The 18719-nt window shown below is 63.8% G+C and carries 18 protein-coding genes; 6 read left to right on the forward strand and 12 right to left on the reverse strand.

The window, feature by feature from the left end; genetic code table 11:
- Positions 1 to 42 precede the first annotated feature (42 nt).
- Both RTH46_RS07890 and RTH46_RS07895 read right to left on the reverse strand, forming a co-directional pair.
- Complete coding sequence (locus RTH46_RS07890) at positions 43 to 1896, reverse strand: DUF4105 domain-containing protein (protein WP_316905369.1); 1854 nt, start codon at positions 1894 to 1896, stop codon at positions 43 to 45.
- Positions 1897 to 1973: 77 nt separating this feature from the next.
- Positions 1974 to 2462 carry a DUF3015 domain-containing protein gene (locus tag RTH46_RS07895; RefSeq protein WP_153787197.1) on the reverse strand — a complete coding sequence of 163 codons (489 nt, stop codon included), beginning with the start codon at positions 2460 to 2462 and terminating at the stop codon, positions 1974 to 1976.
- Between the two features lie 256 nt (positions 2463 to 2718).
- Here RTH46_RS07895 and RTH46_RS07900 point away from each other — a divergent pair, with 256 nt between their 5' ends.
- The 5 genes from RTH46_RS07900 to RTH46_RS07920 all read left to right on the forward strand — a co-directional run bounded on the left by RTH46_RS07900 (position 2719) and on the right by RTH46_RS07920 (position 7548).
- Complete coding sequence (locus RTH46_RS07900; protein WP_153787196.1) at positions 2719 to 5157, forward strand: Lon protease family protein; 2439 nt, start codon at positions 2719 to 2721, stop codon at positions 5155 to 5157.
- A gap of 162 nt (positions 5158 to 5319) precedes the next feature.
- Complete coding sequence (locus RTH46_RS07905) at positions 5320 to 5658, forward strand: hypothetical protein (protein ID WP_110996200.1); 339 nt, start codon at positions 5320 to 5322, stop codon at positions 5656 to 5658.
- Positions 5659 to 5880: 222 nt separating this feature from the next.
- The gene (locus RTH46_RS07910; protein ID WP_110996199.1) at positions 5881 to 6369 is read left to right on the forward strand and encodes a TIGR00645 family protein; all 489 of its coding nucleotides are present in this window, start codon (positions 5881 to 5883) and stop codon (positions 6367 to 6369) included.
- 170 nt (positions 6370 to 6539) lie between these two features.
- Positions 6540 to 6845 (forward strand): DUF6482 family protein, encoded by a 306-nt coding sequence (locus RTH46_RS07915; RefSeq protein ID WP_125465577.1) that lies wholly within the window; start codon positions 6540 to 6542, stop codon positions 6843 to 6845.
- 85 nt (positions 6846 to 6930) lie between these two features.
- Entirely contained in the window at positions 6931 to 7548 is a 618-nt protein-coding gene (locus RTH46_RS07920) for an FKBP-type peptidyl-prolyl cis-trans isomerase (RefSeq protein WP_153787194.1), read from the forward strand.
- Between the two features lie 94 nt (positions 7549 to 7642).
- On the opposite strand, the gene RTH46_RS07925 is transcribed toward RTH46_RS07920, so the two are convergent.
- From RTH46_RS07925 to rplU, 7 genes are all read right to left on the reverse strand, one after another.
- Positions 7643 to 7888, reverse strand: coding sequence for a hypothetical protein (locus tag RTH46_RS07925; protein WP_110996196.1), 246 nt, complete (start codon positions 7886 to 7888; stop codon positions 7643 to 7645).
- Between the two features lie 147 nt (positions 7889 to 8035).
- A complete protein-coding gene (locus tag RTH46_RS07930) occupies positions 8036 to 8374 on the reverse strand; it encodes a zinc ribbon domain-containing protein YjdM (protein ID WP_125465575.1) in 339 nt (112 codons plus the stop codon).
- Between the two features lie 165 nt (positions 8375 to 8539).
- Positions 8540 to 8986 carry a CreA family protein gene (locus RTH46_RS07935; RefSeq protein ID WP_178125821.1) on the reverse strand — a complete coding sequence of 149 codons (447 nt, stop codon included), beginning with the start codon at positions 8984 to 8986 and terminating at the stop codon, positions 8540 to 8542.
- 22 nt (positions 8987 to 9008) lie between these two features.
- The gene (gene proB, locus RTH46_RS07940; protein WP_153787193.1) at positions 9009 to 10127 is read right to left on the reverse strand and encodes a glutamate 5-kinase; all 1119 of its coding nucleotides are present in this window, start codon (positions 10125 to 10127) and stop codon (positions 9009 to 9011) included.
- A gap of 87 nt (positions 10128 to 10214) precedes the next feature.
- A complete protein-coding gene (gene cgtA, locus RTH46_RS07945) occupies positions 10215 to 11441 on the reverse strand; it encodes an Obg family GTPase CgtA (RefSeq protein ID WP_110996193.1) in 1227 nt (408 codons plus the stop codon).
- A 186-nt stretch (positions 11442 to 11627) separates the two neighbouring features.
- Entirely contained in the window at positions 11628 to 11885 is a 258-nt protein-coding gene (gene rpmA / locus RTH46_RS07950; RefSeq protein ID WP_008092023.1) for a 50S ribosomal protein L27, read from the reverse strand.
- A gap of 38 nt (positions 11886 to 11923) precedes the next feature.
- Entirely contained in the window at positions 11924 to 12238 is a 315-nt protein-coding gene (rplU, locus tag RTH46_RS07955) for a 50S ribosomal protein L21 (RefSeq protein WP_060512528.1), read from the reverse strand.
- A gap of 244 nt (positions 12239 to 12482) precedes the next feature.
- On the opposite strand from rplU, the gene RTH46_RS07960 reads away from it, so the two are divergent.
- Entirely contained in the window at positions 12483 to 13451 is a 969-nt protein-coding gene (locus tag RTH46_RS07960; protein WP_110996194.1) for a polyprenyl synthetase family protein, read from the forward strand.
- A 220-nt stretch (positions 13452 to 13671) separates the two neighbouring features.
- Here RTH46_RS07960 and mksF read toward each other — a convergent pair whose 3' ends face one another.
- Genes mksF through mksB form a run of 3 tightly spaced genes read right to left on the reverse strand, consistent with a single transcriptional unit; the run spans position 13672 to position 18486 of the window.
- Positions 13672 to 16503, reverse strand: coding sequence for an Mks condensin complex protein MksF (gene mksF / locus RTH46_RS07965; protein WP_153788441.1), 2832 nt, complete (start codon positions 16501 to 16503; stop codon positions 13672 to 13674).
- A complete protein-coding gene (gene mksE, locus RTH46_RS07970) occupies positions 16500 to 17207 on the reverse strand; it encodes an Mks condensin complex protein MksE (RefSeq protein ID WP_125465571.1) in 708 nt (235 codons plus the stop codon). Before mksE ends, mksF begins: the two co-directional genes overlap by 4 nt.
- Positions 17197 to 18486, reverse strand: a complete 1290-nt coding sequence (gene mksB / locus RTH46_RS07975; protein WP_110996188.1) for an Mks condensin complex protein MksB — start codon at positions 18484 to 18486, stop codon at positions 17197 to 17199. The genes mksE and mksB overlap by 11 nt, the downstream gene beginning before the upstream one ends.
- Between the last annotated feature and the right edge of the window lie 233 nt (positions 18487 to 18719).

The raw sequence follows: 18719 nt of genomic DNA on the forward strand, positions 1-18719 counted from the left end.
ACCNTGTGGGAGCGGGTTTACCCGCGAAGAAGCCCGCACGGATCAATACTGATACCACTTCAACTCCAGCATCACTTCGTTCTGCGCCGTGGCCAGATGACTGAACTGGCGCGAGGCGCTCAGCCGCACACCGAGGTTCTGGCTGATCTCCCACTGCTGATTCAGGCTCACGCTGCGCCGAACCTCGCCATTGGTGAAGTAGTCACCCTTGGCCTCCAGCGTCAGGTTGCCCAGCCCATTGCGCCACAACAGCCCGCCATTGAATCCGGCCGCCGGTGAGACGAACTCGGCGAAGTCGTTGTGATGCTCCACCCGCAGCGTGCCCAGGGCGAAGCCCAGCAGGTCGTCGGTCAATTGCCAGGTGCCACCGGCACCGCCATTCACATGGCTGACCAGCACTTCGTCATCGTGCTTGCCCGGCACCCGTTCCAGCCCGCCCGCCACCTGCCACGACCAGGGCTTGAGCAGCTCATTGCGCGGTGTCAGCGAACGGATGGTGGCCAGGTCCAGGCGCTGCACCTGCCAGTCGTTGCCTTCGTACTGGCGCAACTTGAGCTGGAGGATCTCGATCTGTGCGCCGAGGGGGAAGCTGTACAGGTTGTCGTTGAGGTCGTGATAGGCCATGCGCAGGCCGTACTCGGCGTAGGCGCGGTCTTCACGGGTGCCGACGCCCAACTGCCAGGTGCGTGACTGGTGGCCATCCTCCGGCAGGCCGGGGCGTTCGATCTCCAGCGGCGGCGGTGGGTTACGGTTGATCGCGCGGAGCAGCTCGAAGCTGCGTGTGGCCTGGGCTGGATCGCGCTCCTGGCCGTTGGCCCGGTAGCGCTCCAGGCGGTAGGCGGCGTCCTGCACCAGGGCCTGGCGGTCGCGGGGCAGGGCGGTGAATTCGGGGCTTTGCAGTTGCCCGGTGTCGGCGCTCAGGGCCAGTACCTGTTGTTTCTCTGCCGAGTCCAGCGGCTCGGCCCGGGCCAGTAGCTCGCGTTCGCGCGACGGGCGATAGCGCACATCGGTGACCAGCCCGGACTGCTTGACCGCCTTGACCGTGTCGGTGGGGATGGCGGTCAGCGGGAACTGCGAGGTGAGGTCCAGGCTCGGGCGCGCCACCTGCAGCAGTTCGAGCAGGCGGTAGGAGCAGTTTTCGTCGAAGAAGAAATAGTCGAACTTGATCTGCTTGAGCTCCCACACATGCTCGACCATCCGTCCGGTTTCTTCCGGCGTAAGGTCCAGCTGGTACTCCCACAGGTCGCGGTTTTCCAGGCTGCGGTACTCGGACAGTTTTTCCTGGTAGGGCATGATCGCGAACAGCCCGGGGTAGCCGCCCATCAGGCCTTTCCAGGCGTAGAGGATGCTGTTGTCGCTGCCTTCGATATAGGCACCGAAGTTGATCGCGTAGCTGAGCAGCGTGGTGTCGTCGCGGCGGGTATTGGACTGGTCGATGCGCAACAAGGTGTGGCCGAACATCGACGACGGGCTGTTGAGGTAGGCCGCCGGGAAGATCAACGTCGCGCTGTGCGGGTCGATCGACTGGTACCAGGTGGCGAACTCCTGGCAATCAGGCTTGGGCAGGTCGGTCAGGCCCAGTTGTTCGCGCAACCAGCGGGTGCGGGCCGGGAATACGCACTGCGGGTGCTTGTCGCCGAGGCTGGCCGGGGCATACAGCGCTTCGACCGTGGCCTTGAGCTCCTGGTCTGGGTGGTGCGCGCCGTCTTCTGCGAGAAAGAACCGCCTGTCGTCGACATAGCTGCGCCAGCCGCCGAGCTTGGCAGTTTCATAGTGGCCCAGGGCGATCCAGTAGGGCGTGGCGGCCAGCTGTCGCAGGCGGGCCGGGTCGTGCTGTGGTGCGGCGTGCAAGGGGGCGCTGACGATCAGCGCCAGGGTAGCGAGGCGTTTGAGCATGTCGGGCAACTACGTCTGAATGATGCCGAAGGTGGATCGCCAAGCCCGCCCCGCTGCCGGGGCGGGAGGCGTGGGGCTCATGCCTCGGTGGCGTATTTGGCCAGTTGCGGGTCGCTCTTGAGCACCGCCAGGGTGTTGCTGTGGACAGTTTCGGCAGTGACGTCGGCGCTGCTGAAGATCTGCTGGAAATGCTCGTGGGTGACGGCGGCGAAATGCGCGCGGTCTTCAGGCGCCACGCCGAGGACCACGGCGTAGGTGGTCAGGGCTTCGCCCTGGCCCTTGGCCATGTCTTCGGACAGTTCGTTCATCATGCCGTTCATGGCGAACCACGACTTGCCGCCATAGGTGAGGGAGGCCTTGGTCGAGCAACCGTTGGTGCCCGAGGTCATGCCGAAGGTTGCGTTGCCGGACGTGCCGTTGGTGGTGGAGGCCAGGAAGTGTGCCGGGGTGCCGCGCTGGCCCTCGAACAGCATGTTGCCCCAACCGCAGTTGGGACCTCCCGGCGCTTCGGCCATGGCGTTGATAGAGACAGCGGCGAACAGAGTACCCAGAAGAATCCGTTTCATAGCGTTGTTCTCATTCTCAAGTGACGTACCAATGGTCAGGGTTCTGGCAACGCGGTTGCCAGCACAGGAAGACTTGCCACCCCCCCGCGCAGCTAGGAGTTTAGGCACGATCCAAAGATTGCGTTGTTTATTGCGAAAAATGTCTTGCGTGATCGCCATTGTTGAGCTGCGACATAAAGTCCCGCAGAGCCTTGCAAGCGGCGCGCTGGCGGCGCCAGAATGCTTTCCATCCGCCCCGCCGAAGTAAGGAAACCCAATGCCCGATCCTGTCGCCTCGCGCCTGCGTCTCGCGCCCGAAGCCCTGACCCGGCGTTTCTCCGCTGAACAGTTTGCTTTCTCCAATACCGACGATCTGGAGCCATTTCGTGGTGTGCTGGGCCAGGAGCGTGCCGTCGAGGCCCTGCAGTTCGGCGTGGCAATGCCGCGCCCCGGTTACAACGTGTATGTGATGGGCGAGCCCGGCACCGGCCGTTTCTCGTTCGTGAAGCGCTACCTGAAGGCCGAAGGCAAGCGCCAGGCCACGCCGTCCGACTGGCTCTACGTCAACAATTTCGAGGACTCTCGCGAGCCGCGTGCGCTGGAGCTGCCCGCCGGCAGTGCTCATGCCTTCATCAGTGACATGAATGGCCTGATCGACAACCTGGTGGCGACCTTCCCGGCGGTGTTCGAGCATCCCTCCTACCAGCAGAAGAAAAGCGCCATCGACCGCGCCTTCAACCAGCGCTACGACCGTGCGCTGGACGTGATCGAACGCGCCTCGCTGGAAAAGGACGTGGCCCTGTACCGCGACAGCAGCAACGTCGCCTTCACCCCCATGGCCGACGGCAAGGCACTGGACGAGGCCGAGTTCGCCCAGCTGCCGGAAGAGTTGCGCGAGCGTTTCCATGAAGACATCGCCCTGCTCGAAGAGCGCCTGAACGAAGAGCTGGCCAGCCTGCCGCAGTGGAAGCGCGAGTCGAACAACCAGCTGCGCCAGCTCAACGAAGAAACCATCACCCTGGCACTGCAGCCGCTGCTGGCGCCGCTGTCGGAGAAGTACGCCGAAAACGCGGCTGTCTGCGCCTACTTGCAATCCATGCAGTTGAACCTGCTGCGCACCGTGGTCGAGCAACTGGTCGATGACAGCAAGACCGACGCCGTGGCGCGCAAGATGCTCGAAGAGCAATACGCGCCCAACCTGGTGGTGGGCCATTGCGGCAACGGCGGCGCACCGGTGGTGTTCGAGCCGCACCCGACCTACGACAACCTGTTCGGCCGCATCGAATACAGCACCGACCAGGGCGCCCTGTACACCTCCTACCGCCAGCTGCGGGCGGGGGCACTGCACCGCGCCAATGGCGGTTTCCTGATTCTTGAAGCCGACAAGATGCTCGGTGAGCCCTTCGTCTGGGATGCACTCAAGCGCGCCCTGCAGTCGCGCAAGTTGAAGATGGAGTCGCCGCTGGGCGAGCTGGGGCGTGTGGCCACGGTCAGCCTGACGCCGCAGATGATCCCGCTGGGGGTCAAGCTGGTGATCATCGGTTCGCGCCAGCTGTACTACGCGCTGCAGGACCACGATTCGGACTTCCAGGAGATGTTCCGGGTGCTGGTCGACTTCGACGAAGACCTGCCCATGGTCGACGAGAGCCTGGAGCAGTTCGCTCAGCTGTTGCGCACCCGCACCAATGAAGAAGGCATGGCGCCACTGACCAGCGACGCCGTGGCGCGTCTGGCCACCTACAGCGCGCGCCTGGCAGAAAACCAGTCGCGGCTGTCGGCACGTATCGGCGACCTGTTCCAGCTGGTCAGCGAGGCCGACTTCGTCCGCCAGCTGGCCAATGAAAGCATGACCGACGCCGGCCACATCGAACGTGCGCTCAAGGCCAAGGCCACGCGTACCGGGCGGGTGTCGCAGCGGGTGCTCGACGACATGCTCGCCGGGATCATCCTGATCGACACCGAAGGCGCGGCGATCGGCAAGTGCAACGGCCTGACCGTGCTGGAGGTGGGTGATTCGGCGTTCGGCATGCCGGCGCGTATTTCGGCCACCGTGTACCCGGGTGGCAGCGGCATCGTCGACATCGAGCGCGAGGTCAACCTGGGCCAGCCGATCCACTCCAAGGGGGTGATGATCCTCACTGGTTACCTGGGCAGCCGCTATGCCCAGGAGTTCCCCCTGGCGATTTCGGCGAGCATCGCCCTGGAGCAGTCCTACGGTTATGTCGACGGTGACAGCGCCTCGCTGGGCGAGGCCTGCACACTGATTTCGGCACTGTCGCGCACGCCGCTCAAGCAGTGCTTCGCCATCACCGGTTCCATCAACCAGTTTGGCGAAGTGCAGGCGGTGGGTGGGGTCAACGAGAAGATCGAAGGCTTCTTCCGCCTTTGCGAAGCGCGCGGCCTGACCGGCGAACAGGGTGTGATCATTCCCAAGGCCAACGTCGCCACGCTGATGCTCGACGAGCGTGTATTGCAGGCGGTCGAGGCCGGGCAATTCCACGTCTACGCCGTCAGTCAGGCCGACGAAGCGCTGAGCTTGCTGGTGGGTGAGGAGGCCGGTGCGCTGGATGACAAGGGTGAATTCGCCGAAGGCAGCGTCAATGCCCGGGTGGTCGAGCGCCTACGGGTGATTTCCGAAATGATCAGCGAGGAAGAGATCAAGGAAGCCGAGAAGGAGCGGCTCGAGGAAGTCGTCGCCCAGGCAAATCCGGCCTGAGTCAATAATCCGGCGCTGGCGGCGAAGTGCTACCGTTCAGCGCCGGTTTTCTAACTTTTCCGTAGGTCGGCTACAGTGGAACTTAAGGACGTCTACAGGGTTCAGGATGGAAACAGCCCGTTGCTTTCGGGCTGAACAGGGCTCCACAGAGGGGACGCCGCCATGCGCAACCTCAGCCTTACCCGCCAGTGCCTGGGCCTGGTGACTCGCATCGAATGCAGTATTCGCCCACTGGCCGGTGACAACGGCATGTGGACCTTGCTGTTCGCCGCCGGCATGGCTGGCGAACAACCCTCGGCGATCAAGGCCCAGGGGCCGTTCCATGGCCCTATGGTGGCCGAGTCGGTGATGAATGCCATCGTCGACAGCCTTACCCTTCATGGTTACCAGGTCGCTGAAGACCCGCAGATCTGGTGCCTGCACCTGCAGGCGCAGCTGCGCAAGATCAACGGCGAGCGGTGCCGCAATCTCGGGGATTATCAGTTCCATCCGGAAACTTGAGTTACTGCGTGGGAGCGGCGGTGCGCCGATGCGACTTGCCCCGCGATAGCCCTGACAGGCCAGTTCGATAGGACTGCGGACCCATTCGCGGGGCAAGCCCGCTCCCACAGTCCCGCGTCGGCTCTTAACGCCTGCGGCAAGCCGCCGCAGGCTTTTGCTGTCACGGGTGGCTGGCTATACTCGCGCACGCTTTTCCAGTCACCTTATGAGTCCCCACTGTCCATGGAACGTATCCTCGAAAACGCGATGTATGCCTCGCGCTGGCTGCTCGCACCGATCTACTTCGGCCTCTCGCTGGGCCTGCTGGCACTGGCCCTGAAGTTCTTCCAGGAAATCATCCATGTCCTGCCCAACGTCTTTTCCCTCGCCGAGGCCGACCTGATCCTGGTGATCCTGTCGCTGATCGACATGTCGCTGGTTGGCGGCCTGTTGGTGATGGTGATGATCTCTGGCTACGAGAACTTCGTCTCGCAACTGGACATCGACGAGAGCAAGGAGAAACTCAACTGGCTCGGCAAGATGGACTCTTCGTCGTTGAAGATGAAAGTGGCCGCGTCCATCGTCGCCATCTCTTCGATCCACCTGCTGCGGGTGTTCATGGATGCGCAGAACATCTCCACCGAATACCTGATGTGGTACGTGATCATCCACATGACCTTTGTCGTCTCGGCGTTCGTCATGGGCTACCTGGATCGCTTGACCAAACACTGATGCCTGTTCGCGGGTAAACCCGCTCCCACAGGATCTGCGCATAACCTGTGGGAGCGGGTTTACCCGCGAAAAGGACGATGCGGTACAACTGACGAACGGCGCCTTGTCTAAAACCGGGTTCTGTACAAAAAATGAGCACTCAAGCGTGGTTCCCGCAGCGAGGTGCACCTATGAACCTGCAGCAGCTCAACGCCGAGGCCAGGGCTGGCCATGTCGACGAACTCAACCTGATCGCCATCGAAGGCGGTGATTATCTGCTTGAAGCCCGGGTCAAGGGCCGTGCCCACCCCCTGTCCAGCCCCAGTGGCGAGCGCTTGCGCGTGCATTCGGTGGAGGATGCGCGGGGGTTGCTCAAGGCCATCCCGATGGTCTCGATGAACCTGATGCACTGGTCCGTGCAGGACGAGATGTGCGGCATGGGCACCCACCCGGAAGAAGACCTCAAAGTCCCGATTTCCCAGCGTTCGGCCTGGTAGCTGCTCCGCGCGGCACCAGTGTGCTAGGCTGCTCGCCCTTTTCATCAGGGCGCAGATGCAGTGCGCCCTCAAGCGGAGCAAGCCCATGTCCGAACTCAACCTGTCCACCGACGAAACCCGCGTCAGCTACGGCATTGGCCGCCAGCTGGGTGGCCAGCTGCGTGACAACCCGCCACCAGGCGTCAACCTGGACGCCATCGTTGCCGGCCTGACCGACGCCTTCAATGGCGCCGAAAGCCGTGTCAGCGAAGCCGACCTGTCGGCTGCCTTCAAGGTGATCCGTGAGGTGATGCAAGCCGAAGCTGCTGCCAAGGCCGAAGCCGCCGCTGCAGTGGGCAAGGAATTCCTGGCCGACAACGCCAAGCGTGAAGGTATCGTCACCCTGGCTTCGGGCCTGCAGTACGAAGTACTGACCGCTGGTGAAGGCGCCAAGCCGACTCGCGAAGACAACGTTCGCACCCACTACCACGGCACCCTGGTCGACGGCACCGTGTTCGACAGCTCCTACGAGCGCGGCCAGCCGGCCGAGTTCCCGGTTGGCGGCGTGATCGCTGGCTGGACCGAAGCCCTGCAGCTGATGAACGCCGGCAGCAAATGGCGCCTGTACGTGCCAAGCGAACTGGCTTACGGCGCCCAAGGCGTCGGCAGCATCCCGCCGCACAGCGTACTGGTGTTCGACGTCGAGCTGCTCGACGTTCTGTAAGGCCTGAGCCTTGAACAATCGCGGGGCAAGCCCGCTCCCACGCAATCTCCGTGGGAGCGGCGGTGCGCCGATGCGACTTGCCCCGCGATCTCTCTCAGTTCCAATCCGTTCCCCCAGGGCGCAATGCCCGTGCATAGCAGAACAGAAACAGGTTCCTCACCAGCTCTTTCAGTACCCCCGGTTCACTCGAATTCAACCCGGTCATGTCCAGGTCGCCCTGGTCACGCAGCTCGTCGAGTGCGTCTTCCTCGAGCACGGCGCACACTTCGCCCGTCTCGCGATGCAGGATGCGTAAGTAGGGGTGGGGGCGTTCCAGCCAGGCGTCGATCAGATAAGTCATGGCTATTCTCCTTGGATAGCGGTTCCAATGAGAATAATTCTTATTATCAAAATAGCAAGTAACAATTGGCAGAAATGTTGTGAAGGGTGCAGGCGATCCTGTTGCAGGATCTGTCGGGGCCACCCGGAGGCAGCCCCGAAAGGGAGGTCAGACCTTGCGTACGAACTCGGACTTCAGCTTCATCGCGCCGATGCCATCGATCTTGCAGTCGATGTCGTGGTCGCCGTCGCACAGGCGGATGTTCTTGACCTTGGTGCCGACCTTGACCACCAGCGAGGAGCCCTTGACCTTGAGGTCCTTGATCACGGTGACGGTGTCGCCGTCCTGCAGCACGTTGCCCACCGAATCCTTCTTCACCACATCGTCGCTGGCTTCGGCTTCGCCGCTGGCCGACCACTCATGGGCGCACTCGGGGCAGATCAGTTGCGCGCCATCTTCGTAGGTGTATTCGGAGTTGCATTTTGGGCAGGGTGGCAGAGTGCTCACAGGCGTTCCTTAAGGTACAGACGGGTAAAGGCGCACATTGTATAGGGTTTAGTTTTTTCCTGCACAAATGCATCGCGGGGCAAGCCCGCTCCCACGCCATGCTATGTGCTGGCGTGGGAGCGGCGGTGCGCCGATGCGACTTGCCCCGCGATCGTTTCTAGCAGGTTATTGCTGTGCCCAAGGCAGGATCGGAATCGCCGTCACCGCATTCTGCGGGCTGCCTTCGATCAGGCGGTCGCTGTACACCAGGTACACCAGCGTGTTGCGCTTCTTGTCGAGAAAACGCACTACCTGCATGGTCTTGAACACCAGCGAGGTGCGCTCCTTGAACACCTCCTCACCGTCTTTCAAGTCACCCTTGAAGTGGATCGGCCCAACCTGACGGCAGGCGATCGACGCTTCGGCACGGTCCTCGGCCAGCCCCAGGCCACCTTTCAGGCCGCCGGTCTTGGCCCGCGACAGGTAGCAGGTCACGCCGTCTACCTTGGGGTCGTCGAAGGCTTCGACGACGATACGGTCGTTGGGCCCGACGAACTTGAACACGGTGGACACCTGGCCGATCTCCTCGGCCCCGGCCAGCATCGGCAGCGCCAGGGCTGCCACGGCAATCATCCTTTTCAGCACGTTCACTTCCTCAGACCAGGACCAGGTTGTCGCGGTGTACCAGCTCAGGCTCGGCGCTGTAGCCCAGCACACTTTCGATGGCATCGGACGGCTGGCCGATGATCTTCTGCGCTTCCAGCGCGCTGTAGTTGGCCAGGCCACGGGCCACTTCCAGGCCATCCGGGCCGACGCAGACCACCATCTCGCCGCGGCGGAAGCTGCCCTGCACGGTCTTCACGCCGACCGGCAGCAGGCTCTTGTTGGCTTGGCGCAGGGCCTGCACGGCACCGTCATCCAGCACCAGGGTGCCACGGGTCTGCAAGTGGCCAGCCAGCCACTGCTTGCGCGCGGCAAGCATGCCGCGCTCGGGCGACAGCAGGGTACCCAGGCGCTCGCCGGCCTTCAGGCGGTCCAGCACGCGCTCGATACGGCCACCGATGATGATGGTGTGCGCACCGGAACGGGCAGCCAGGCGCGCGGCGCGCAGTTTGGTCTGCATGCCGCCACGGCCGAGGGCGCCACCGGTACCGCCGGCCACGGCGTCGAGCGAAGGGTCGTCGGCACGGGCTTCATAAATAAGCTGGGCTTCGGGGTTGTTGCGCGGGTCGGCGTCGAACATGCCGTCGCGGTCAGTGAGGATCACCAGCAGGTCGGCCTCGACCAGGTTGGCCACCAGCGCGGCCAGGGTGTCGTTGTCGCCGAAGCGGATCTCGTCGGTGACCACGGTGTCGTTCTCGTTGATCACCGGCACCACGCCCAGGTCGACCAGGGTGCGCAGGGTGCTGCGCGCGTTCAGGTAACGCTTGCGGTCGGACAGGTCGTCATGGGTCAGCAGGATCTGTGCGGTGTGCTTGCCGTGCTCGCCGAAGCTCGATTCCCAGGCCTGCACCAGGCGCATCTGGCCGAGCGCGGCAGCGGCCTGCAGCTCGTTCATCGCGCTCGGTCGGGTGGTCCAGCCCAACTGGCTCATGCCGGCGGCCACGGCCCCGGAAGAGACCAGCACCAGTTCCACGCCCGCTTCACGCAGGGCCACCATCTGCTCGACCCACACCGCCATGGCGCCACGGTCCAGGCCCTTGCCATCGGCAGTCAGCAGCGCGCTGCCGATCTTCACGACCCAGCGCTTGGCGCCAGTCACCTTGCTTCGCATCTTCTCTTCCAACCTATGTCGAATCTGTAGATACCTGAGATACAAAAACGCCGCTCCAGAGAGCGGCGTTCAGTGTACTGCAACCGATCAGTCGCGCACGTAAATGATTTCCGGGCCGTCTTCGTCGTCCTCGAAATCATCATCCCAGCCGTCATCGTCGCCGATGTCGTGCACGCTCTTGACGCCGGTACGGCGCAGGGTACGCGCGTCGTCCAGGGCCTGCAGCTGGGCACGGGCTTCGTCTTCGATGCGCTGGTCGAGATCGGCCAGCTCTTCGGCGTAGGCCGGGTCGTTGGCCAGGCGGTCGGCGCGGTCTTCGAGGTAGCGCATCAGGTCGTGGCTGAGTTTCTCGGTGCCTTGCTTGGAGATCGCCGAGATCACGTAGACCGGGCCTTCCCACTGCAGGCGCTCGACCACTTCCTTGACCCGCTCGTCGCGCTCGTCGTCCATGACCATGTCGGCCTTGTTCAGCACCAGCCAGCGCTCACGCTCGGCCAGCGACGGGCTGAAACGGGTCAGCTCGTTGACGATCACTTCGGCGGCATCGGCCGGGCTGCTTTCGTCCAGCGGCGCCATGTCGACCAGGTGCAGCAGCACGCGGGTACGGGCCAGGTGCTTGAGGAAGCGGATACCCAGGCCGGCACCGTCGGAGGCGCCTTCGATCAGGCCGGGAATGTCGGCGATGACGAAGCTCTTCCAGCGGTCGACGCTGACCACGCCCAGGTTCGGCACCAGGGTGGTGAACGGGTAGTCGGCGACTTTCGGCTTGGCGGCCGATACCGAGCGGATGAAGGTGCTCTTGCCGGCGTTCGGCAGGCCCAGAAGACCGACGTCAGCCAGGACTTTCATTTCCATCTTCAGGTCGCGCTGATCACCCGGCTTGCCTGGAGTGGTCTGGCGTGGCGCACGGTTGGTGCTGGACTTGAAGCGGGTGTTGCCCAGGCCGTGCCAGCCGCCCTGGGCGACCATCAGTTTCTGGCCCGGGGTGATCAGGTCACCGATGACTTCCTGGGTGGAGGCGTCGATCACGGTGGTGCCGACCGGTACGCGCAGGAACAGGTCGTCGCCTTTCTTGCCGGTGCAGTCGGTGCTGCCGCCGTTGGAGCCGCGCTGGGCTTCGTGATGACGGGTGTAGCGATAATCGACGAGGGTGTTGAGGTTCTCGTCGGCCACCATGTACACCGAGCCGCCGTCGCCACCGTCACCGCCGTTGGGGCCGCCGTTCTCGATGAATTTCTCGCGGCGGAAGCTCATGCAACCGTTACCGCCGTCACCGGCTTTTACCCGGATCGATACTTCGTCAACAAACTTCATTCAAAACCGCCTCTCGTCGAATGACGAGTCGAAAACCAGAAAACCTGAGGCTCTTGCAAAAATGAGCGCGGCGGCCCCGTACGACCAGAAACCAACGCCAGCAGCCCAAACAAACAGCTTTGCAAGAGGCTCAACACAAACGAAAAAGCCCCGTCGCATGACGGGGCTTCTGGAGCGACGTCGCGATTAAGCGGCGACGATGCTCACGTAACGGCGGTTGAACTCGCCTTTCTTCTCGAACTTGATCACGCCTTCGATCTTGGCGAACAGGGTGTGATCCTTGCCCATGCCAACGCCGTAGCCGGCGTGGAACTGGGTGCCGCGCTGACGGACGATGATGTTGCCGGCCTTGACGACCTGGCTGCCATACATCTTCACGCCAAGGCGTTTCGATTCTGAGTCGCGACCGTTACGGGTACTACCACCAGCCTTCTTGTGAGCCATGGTTCAATTCTCCAAATAAATTCAGGGGATCTAGGGGATTAAGCCTGGATGCCGGTGATTTTGATCTCGGTGAACCACTGGCGGTGGCCCATGCGCTTCATGTGGTGCTTACGACGACGGAACTTGATGATACGAACCTTGTCGTGACGGCCTTGCGAAATCACTTCGGCCACAACCTTGGCACCAGCGACAACTGGAGCACCGATGGTGACTTCTTCACCGTTGGCGACCAGCAGAACGCGATCGAAGGTCACGGATTCGCCAGTGGCGACTTCCAGTTTTTCGATCTTGAGGAATTCACCTTCAGCGACTTTGTACTGCTTGCCGCCGGTAACGATTACTGCGTAAGACATGGTATTTCTCCGATAATCCTGCTCACCCAGCGCTTTATATGATGAGTATTGGCTGGCATGGCTGCATAGGGCTGGAACGGCCCGGTGCAATTGCGTAAGGCAGGTGCTGCCCAGGAAGTTAGGGTGCGCGATTGTACGCAACCCCGGAAATGCTTGCAAGTACTGGCCAGGGCCCACGGGCAGCGCGCCTTGACACACCGATACCCGCGACCTAGCATGCCGCGCAACCTCAATGGAGCAGCCGATGCAACCCCAATCCTTCTACCGCGCGGTAGCTGACGATTTCAGCGCCGTCGACGAGATCATCAAGAAGCAGCTGACCTCGCGCGTGCCGCTGGTATCGAAGATCGGCGACTATATCACTTCCGCCGGCGGCAAGCGCCTGCGCCCGCTGCTGGTGCTGCTGTGCGGCAAGGCCCTGGGTCGCGAAGGCGACGACCTGCGCCTGCTGGCCGCCACCATCGAGTTCCTGCACACCGCCACCCTGCTGCATGACGACGTGGTCGACATGTCCGGCATGCGCCGTGGCCGCTCCACCGCCAATGCCCTGTGGGGCAACGCGCCGAGCGTTCTGGTGGGCGACTTCCTTTATTCGCGCTCGTTCGAAATGATGGTCGAACTGGGCTCGATGCCGGTCATGCAGATCCTCTCCAAGGCCACGCGGGTGATCGCCGAAGGCGAAGTGCTGCAACTGTCGCGGGTGCGCGATGCCAGCACCACCGAAGAGGTGTACATGGACGTCATCCGCGGCAAGACCGCGATGCTGTTCGAGGCCTCGACCCACAGCGCCGCCGCGCTCGCCCAGGCCACCGACGAACAGCGTGAAGCCTTGCGCACCTTCGGCGACCACCTGGGCGTGGCCTTCCAGCTGGTCGACGACCTGCTGGACTACAAGGGCGACTCGGAAACCCTGGGCAAGAACGTCGGCGACGACCTGGCCGAGGGCAAGCCGACCCTGCCGCTGATCTACACCATGCGCGAAGGCACGCCCGAGCAGGCTGCCCTGGTGCGCAAGGCGATCCAGAAAGGTGGCATCGAAGACCTGGAGCAGATCCGCATTGCCGTCGAGGCTTCGGGCGCCCTGGCCTACACCGCCCAGATGGCCCGTGACTACGTGGCCCGTGCCATTGCCTGCCTGGAAGTGCTGCCGGCCAGTGAATACCGGGATGCGCTGATCGAGTTGAGCGAGTTTGCCGTAGCGCGCACGCACTGATTCATCGCATCACCTTCAATCGCGGGGCAAGCCCGCTCCCACGCCAGCACATAGCATGGCGTGGGAGCGGCGGTGCGCCGATGCGACTTGCCCCGCGATGGTTTGAAAGGCGAGGGCTTCGCCCTCGTTCGCGGGTAAACCCGCTCCCACAGNNNGTACTGCATCATTCCTGTGGGAGCGGGTTTACCCGCGATAGGGCCACAACGCGGCCCCGGCTACCTCAGGCTAGTTCTTCGGCCTCATCCTCACGCACGATGGCCTTCACCTCATCGCGACGGCTGATGTACTTCCAGTCCGCCTCGTCGATGTAGATGCCATTCGGCCCGCTACCGCCTTCCAGGTCGATCGCCACCCGCGCCGACACCTGCGGCTTCACGCTCGCCAGGATCGGTACGAAGCCCAATTGCTGGCTGGTCTCCAGCAACGCTGCCTGGTTGCGTTCGTCGATGTCCGCCGCCTCGTCCAGGTAGTACGGCAGGCGAATGCGCCCGGCCAGGTCGCGGTCCATCAGGTGCAGCAACAGGTACATGTTGGTCAGCGCCTTGATGGTCATGGTGGTGCCGTTGGAAGCGGCGCCGTCGATGTCGGCGTGGATCACCGGCTGGCTGTTGATCTTGGTGATCTCGAACGCCAGTTCGAACAGGTCCTTCAGGCCCAGCTGGTTGTGGTTGGCCGCCACCAGCCGCGCCAGGTATTCCTTGGCCTCTTCGTTCTTGTGATCCTGGTCGCTGTTCTGGGTCAGGTCGAACACCGACAGGGTCTCGCCTTCCTCGTACTGGCCGGCGCTGTGGATGATCTGGTCGATGTGCTTGAGCGCTTCCTTGTTCGGCGCCAGCACCACGCGGAAGCTCTCCAGGTTGGACACCTGGCGCTTGTTGATCTCGCGGTTGAACAGCGCCAGCTGGTGTTCCAGGCTGTCATAGTCGCTGCGGATGTTGCGCAGGGTCCGGGCGATGTCGGTGACCGCCGCGCGGCGTGCCTTGGCCAGGGTCAGCGCCTCCTCGGTACGGTGCGAGTAGGCGTTGATCAGCAGCTGCAGGCGGCGCTCCATGTCGTCTTCGCTGTCGAACTTGGCCACGCCCTTGAGGCGCACCTGGGCGTACAGCGCCTCGATCTGGTTGTCCACGCGCTGCAACGCCTGCCAGCTGTCCTGGTAGTCGTTGAGCAGCGGCAGCAGGTTGTCCATGGAGTCGTCGATCGCTTCCATGAACGGCGTGCCGAAGGGCAGGTCGGCCGGCAGCAGCTGGCGACGGCGCAGGGCGTCTTCCAGGGTGCGCTGCTTGGCTTCCAGGTCGGCGATCTGCCGGCCTACCAGCTGCAGCTTGGCGGACAGCTGCTGGACGCGTTCGGTGAAGGCGTCGCTGGAGCGCTTGAGCTCGTCCTGGGCCGCTTCCAGCTGGCTCAGTTGCTCCATCTTCTCCGGCTCTTCGGCGGCCAGGGTCTCGGCGCGGCGGAAGTCTTCCAGGGCCTTCTGCGCATCCAGCACCTGCTGGTACAGCGCTTCGGTCTGCGCCTTGCTGGCGGCGCGGTCGAGGGCCACGGCCTGCTGGGTCTTGAGCTGCTTGAGCTCTTTGTCCAGGCGCTCTTTCTGGTCGCGCAGGGCGGCGCGGTCGGCCAAGGCCTGCAGCGCGGGCGGGTCGATGTGCGAGATATCGATGGACAGGCCCGGCACTTCGAAGCGCTCGCCCTTGAAACGGTCAAGCACGCCTTCCAGGGTCTTGACCCAGACATCGCTGTCATCCAGCTCGATGCCGCGGTCACCCAGCGGCAGGCTGAACAGCGCGCCGTTGAACAGGCGCATCAGGCGGTCGACGTCCTGCTGGGAGAACTCTTCGCGCAGGCGGGCGTAGCTGTTGTTGTCGGCGTGGTCGAGTTGCAGCTTGACCGCTTTCACGCGTTTCTCGAGGTCGCGCACGCGCTCGTCGAGGTCTTCGGCGGAGAACTGCCGTGACTGGGCCAGGGCACCGGCCAGTTCGTCGTGGGCGTCCTTGGCGGCCAGCAGTTGCTGTTCCAGGGTCTTGACGTCGGTCACCAGGGCGAAGCGGTGCTTGAGCACCGACAGTTCACCCAGCCAGCGCTGGATACCGGTGATTTCGCGCTCCAGGCGCATCAGCTCCTGGGTGCCGCCGCGCTGGTCGTTCTGCAGGCGGTCCTGCTCGCCACGGTAGTGCTCGGACTGGATGACCAGCTCTTCCTTGCGCGCCATGGCGTATTCCTGCCAGGTGCCCAACAGGTTGTCGAGCAGGGGCGAAATGCGGTGCAGCTTGCCGCGCAGGATGTCGCGCTGGGCCACGCCGCCGGCCAGGGCCTCGACCAATGGGCCGGCTGCCACCAGGGCGTTGTAGTCGCCCTCCATGCGGCGCACGTCGCGGAAGGCCTCTTCGCAGGCGGCGATGTAGTCGACGCTGCCCGAGCGCAGACTGTGTTCGAAGGCGTCGAGGAACAGCTGCTTGAGCTTGGCAGCGGTGATCTCGCGCATGTGCAGCAGGTTGATGAACAGCGCGCGGAAGGTTTTCAGGCTCTGCTCGCTGGTCGAGCGCAGCGGGATCAGGGTGAGGTCCAGCGGCACCGAGGTGTGGCCGCCGACCAGCAGCCGACGCAGTTCGTCCGGCTTGAGCTCGTAGGCTTTCAGGCCGTTGCGCTCGAGGTTGGTGAACAGCTCTTTCTGGCGCAGGCAGGTGTCGTCTTTCTGGTAATGGGCCAGGTCCAGTTCGCCCTGGTAGGCGAAGAACTGGTGGCCGAAGCCGCCGCCCGGGCCGCGGCCGACCACGCCGATCACATGCGGGCCGTGGGGCAGGTTCAGCTCGCAGAGGATGTAGCTGGTGTCGCTGGCGAAGTAGAAGCGCCGCGACTGTTCCAGGCTGTACTTGCCGAAGCTCATGTCCGACATGCGCGCCAGGATCGGGAACTGCAGGGCGTTGATCGACGCCGATTTACCCAGGTTGTTGGCGCCATAGACCGACAGCGGGTGTTCCAGGGGGAACAGGCCCAGGCTGTAGCCGGCGGTGTTGAGCAGTGCGAAGCGGCGGATGCCGTAGCGTTCCTGGCTCATGCGTCAATCTCCTGTTGCTCTTCGCGGATGGCCCGGGCCAGGGCCTCCTCTTCGCTCTCCTGGCCGTCGAACGGGGTGAGGTCGAGCGGGTCGTCGGTGCGGTTGAGTTCTTCGGGCGTCTCTTCCACCACCAGTACCGGGATGGGCAGTGGCAGGTCGCTGTGCAGGGTAGCGGCGAGGTCGCGGTCCTGCTGCACCGACAGGCACACGTCGAGGAAGCGGTGCATCGGCGGCAGGAAGCGGTAGATGCCACCCTCTTCGTGGGCGAAGCCGAGCTGGGTCATGCGGCGCAGGATCTTCTCTTCCAGCTCTTCGACGGTCTGCACTTCGGCCTGGAAGAACAGGTCGCGGTACTTGTCCAGCAGCGACGGCAATTCGTCGCGGCCGATGCTGCCGCCGTCGAGCACGGCCATCGGGTCACGGCCCTGGTCGGCCAGGTGCTCGACCAGGATGAAGGTGAACAGCGACAGGCGCTGGGCGGTCTTGTTGACCTGCGCGGCGGCCTGCTCGGGGACGAAGTAGTAGAAACCGCGGGTGTCGCAGACCAGCTCGAAACCGAGGGCCTTGAACAGGGTGCGGTACTGGTCCTGGAAATTCGACAGCTGGGCGTACAGCTCCGGGTCGCGGCGGCTGACGTGGAAGCCCTTGAACAGCTCGCGGAAGATCGGTGCGAGCTGGGACAGTTCGGAAAGATCAAGATGCATGGGCGGGGCTCGCGGTGGATTCGGTCGTGGTGGCCGGCTGGTTTTCGCGGCTGGACGTCAGGGCGAAGGAGCGCAGGCTGACCAGGTGTTCGCGGGTGATGTATTCCTGGCGGTCGAGGCGCTGGCGGGCGAAGCGCTTTTCGCGCGACAGGCGCGAGAACCAGTACAGCAGTTCGTCGGTGGCGCCCTCGGGCTCCTGCTCCAGCAGCCAGACCATCAGGTCCGGCAGCGGCAGGGCGTCCTCGCAGCGCTCGAGCATCTCCTTGACCGTGCGCGGGGCGCGGGGCAGCGGGCCCTTCTGGGTCTTGTGCGCTTTCGGGAAGCGCGCAGGCTTGGGCTCGAAGCGGGCCAGGGCATAGACATAGGCTTCGACCTGGCTGGCACTGCCCAGGAAGGTGCTCTGCGGGCGGGTGAACATCGGCATGGCCGCTTGCGGCACGGCGTCGATGCCCTTCTTGCGGATCACCGACAAGGCCAGCGCGGCGCCACGGGTCACGGCGTTGTGCCGGCGGGCCTCTTCGCGCAGCGGCAGCAGCAGTTCGCGGGCATGGCGCAGGGTGAGCTGGGCGCTGGTCTGCATCTCGAGGATGCGCGCATGGGTGCGCAGCAGCATGTCGTCGTCGACCAAGTGGCCCAGGCGCGCCTGCTCGCCCAGCAGGCGCAGCAGCACGGTCTCGACCTTGCGCACGCCCTGCTCGAAGGCGCCGTCGGCGTTGACCAGCTGGATCATCGGTTCGACGTACTCGTCCCAGGTCGCCAGCACTTCGGCGTAACGCTGGCGCAGCGGGATCTGCCGGTTGCTGGTCTTGGCCCGTTCGGCCACGGCCACCAGCGCCTGCTCGTCGTTGTCGAGCTTCTTCAGTACGTCGCGCACGCGCATATCGAGCAAGCGCAGCTGGCGCGCCAGGTCGTCGCTGTCGCGGTTGTCGAAGGCGTCCTGGATATGCCCGGCCAGGCGCTCGAGGTGGCGCAGGTAGGCTTCGATCTCCAGGCACAGGCCCAGCCGGTGTTCGCGGCGCAGGTAGGCGAGGAAGTCGTGGATCTGCGCGTTGAGCTCGAAACGGTTCGGGCTCTTGGCTACCGGGACCAGGATGTCCAGGCGGATCCACACGTCGAGCAGCTGGGTGATGTCCTGCGGCGTGCTTTCCACCTGTTGGCGGGCCAACTGCTGGCGCAGTTCGATCAGGCTCAGGGTGCCTTGGTCGAAGCGCTCGCACAGCGGCTCGATCAAGGCCCAGTGTTCGGCTAGGGCGCGCAGGACGCGCTTGGGTTCGATCATTGGCGTCTACTCGTTGCCAAGTAAAAAGGGGGGGATTGTACTTCATCCAGGGGGGAGGATTTCACCCCTTGGTCTGTAATGGGGGATAACCTTGGCTCTTGTAGGGGATTCACTGGCCCTTTCGCGGGGCAAGCCCGCTCCCACGGGCCCTGAAATACCGTGGGAGCGGGCTTGCCCCGCGAAAGGGTCGTCACAGCTGACAAAAATCCGCCGACCAGTTGCAGCACAGCCCG

The sequence above is a fragment of the Pseudomonas sp. zfem004 genome (assembly GCF_032621715.1).
Classification (GTDB): domain Bacteria; phylum Pseudomonadota; class Gammaproteobacteria; order Pseudomonadales; family Pseudomonadaceae; genus Aquipseudomonas; species Aquipseudomonas sichuanensis.

Excerpts from the sequence above, each read along its gene's own strand:
- RTH46_RS07890 (WP_316905369.1), bottom strand. The coding sequence starts at position 1,896 with ATGCTCAAACGCCTCGCTACCCTGGCGCTGATCGTCAGCGCCCCCTTG.
- RTH46_RS07895 (WP_153787197.1), bottom strand. The coding sequence starts at position 2,462 with ATGAAACGGATTCTTCTGGGTACTCTGTTCGCCGCTGTCTCTATCAAC.
- RTH46_RS07900 (WP_153787196.1), top strand. The coding sequence starts at position 2,719 with ATGCCCGATCCTGTCGCCTCGCGCCTGCGTCTCGCGCCCGAAGCCCTG.
- RTH46_RS07905 (WP_110996200.1), top strand. The coding sequence starts at position 5,320 with ATGCGCAACCTCAGCCTTACCCGCCAGTGCCTGGGCCTGGTGACTCGC.
- RTH46_RS07910 (WP_110996199.1), top strand. The coding sequence starts at position 5,881 with ATGGAACGTATCCTCGAAAACGCGATGTATGCCTCGCGCTGGCTGCTC.
- RTH46_RS07915 (WP_125465577.1), top strand. The coding sequence starts at position 6,540 with ATGAACCTGCAGCAGCTCAACGCCGAGGCCAGGGCTGGCCATGTCGAC.
- RTH46_RS07920 (WP_153787194.1), top strand. The coding sequence starts at position 6,931 with ATGTCCGAACTCAACCTGTCCACCGACGAAACCCGCGTCAGCTACGGC.
- RTH46_RS07925 (WP_110996196.1), bottom strand. The coding sequence starts at position 7,888 with ATGACTTATCTGATCGACGCCTGGCTGGAACGCCCCCACCCCTACTTA.
- RTH46_RS07935 (WP_178125821.1), bottom strand. The coding sequence starts at position 8,986 with ATGATTGCCGTGGCAGCCCTGGCGCTGCCGATGCTGGCCGGGGCCGAG.
- proB (WP_153787193.1), bottom strand. The coding sequence starts at position 10,127 with ATGCGAAGCAAGGTGACTGGCGCCAAGCGCTGGGTCGTGAAGATCGGC.
- cgtA (WP_110996193.1), bottom strand. The coding sequence starts at position 11,441 with ATGAAGTTTGTTGACGAAGTATCGATCCGGGTAAAAGCCGGTGACGGC.
- rpmA (WP_008092023.1), bottom strand. The coding sequence starts at position 11,885 with ATGGCTCACAAGAAGGCTGGTGGTAGTACCCGTAACGGTCGCGACTCA.
- rplU (WP_060512528.1), bottom strand. The coding sequence starts at position 12,238 with ATGTCTTACGCAGTAATCGTTACCGGCGGCAAGCAGTACAAAGTCGCT.
- RTH46_RS07960 (WP_110996194.1), top strand. The coding sequence starts at position 12,483 with ATGCAACCCCAATCCTTCTACCGCGCGGTAGCTGACGATTTCAGCGCC.
- mksF (WP_153788441.1), bottom strand. The coding sequence starts at position 16,503 with ATGAGCCAGGAACGCTACGGCATCCGCCGCTTCGCACTGCTCAACACC.
- mksE (WP_125465571.1), bottom strand. The coding sequence starts at position 17,207 with ATGCATCTTGATCTTTCCGAACTGTCCCAGCTCGCACCGATCTTCCGC.
- mksB (WP_110996188.1), bottom strand. The coding sequence starts at position 18,486 with ATGATCGAACCCAAGCGCGTCCTGCGCGCCCTAGCCGAACACTGGGCC.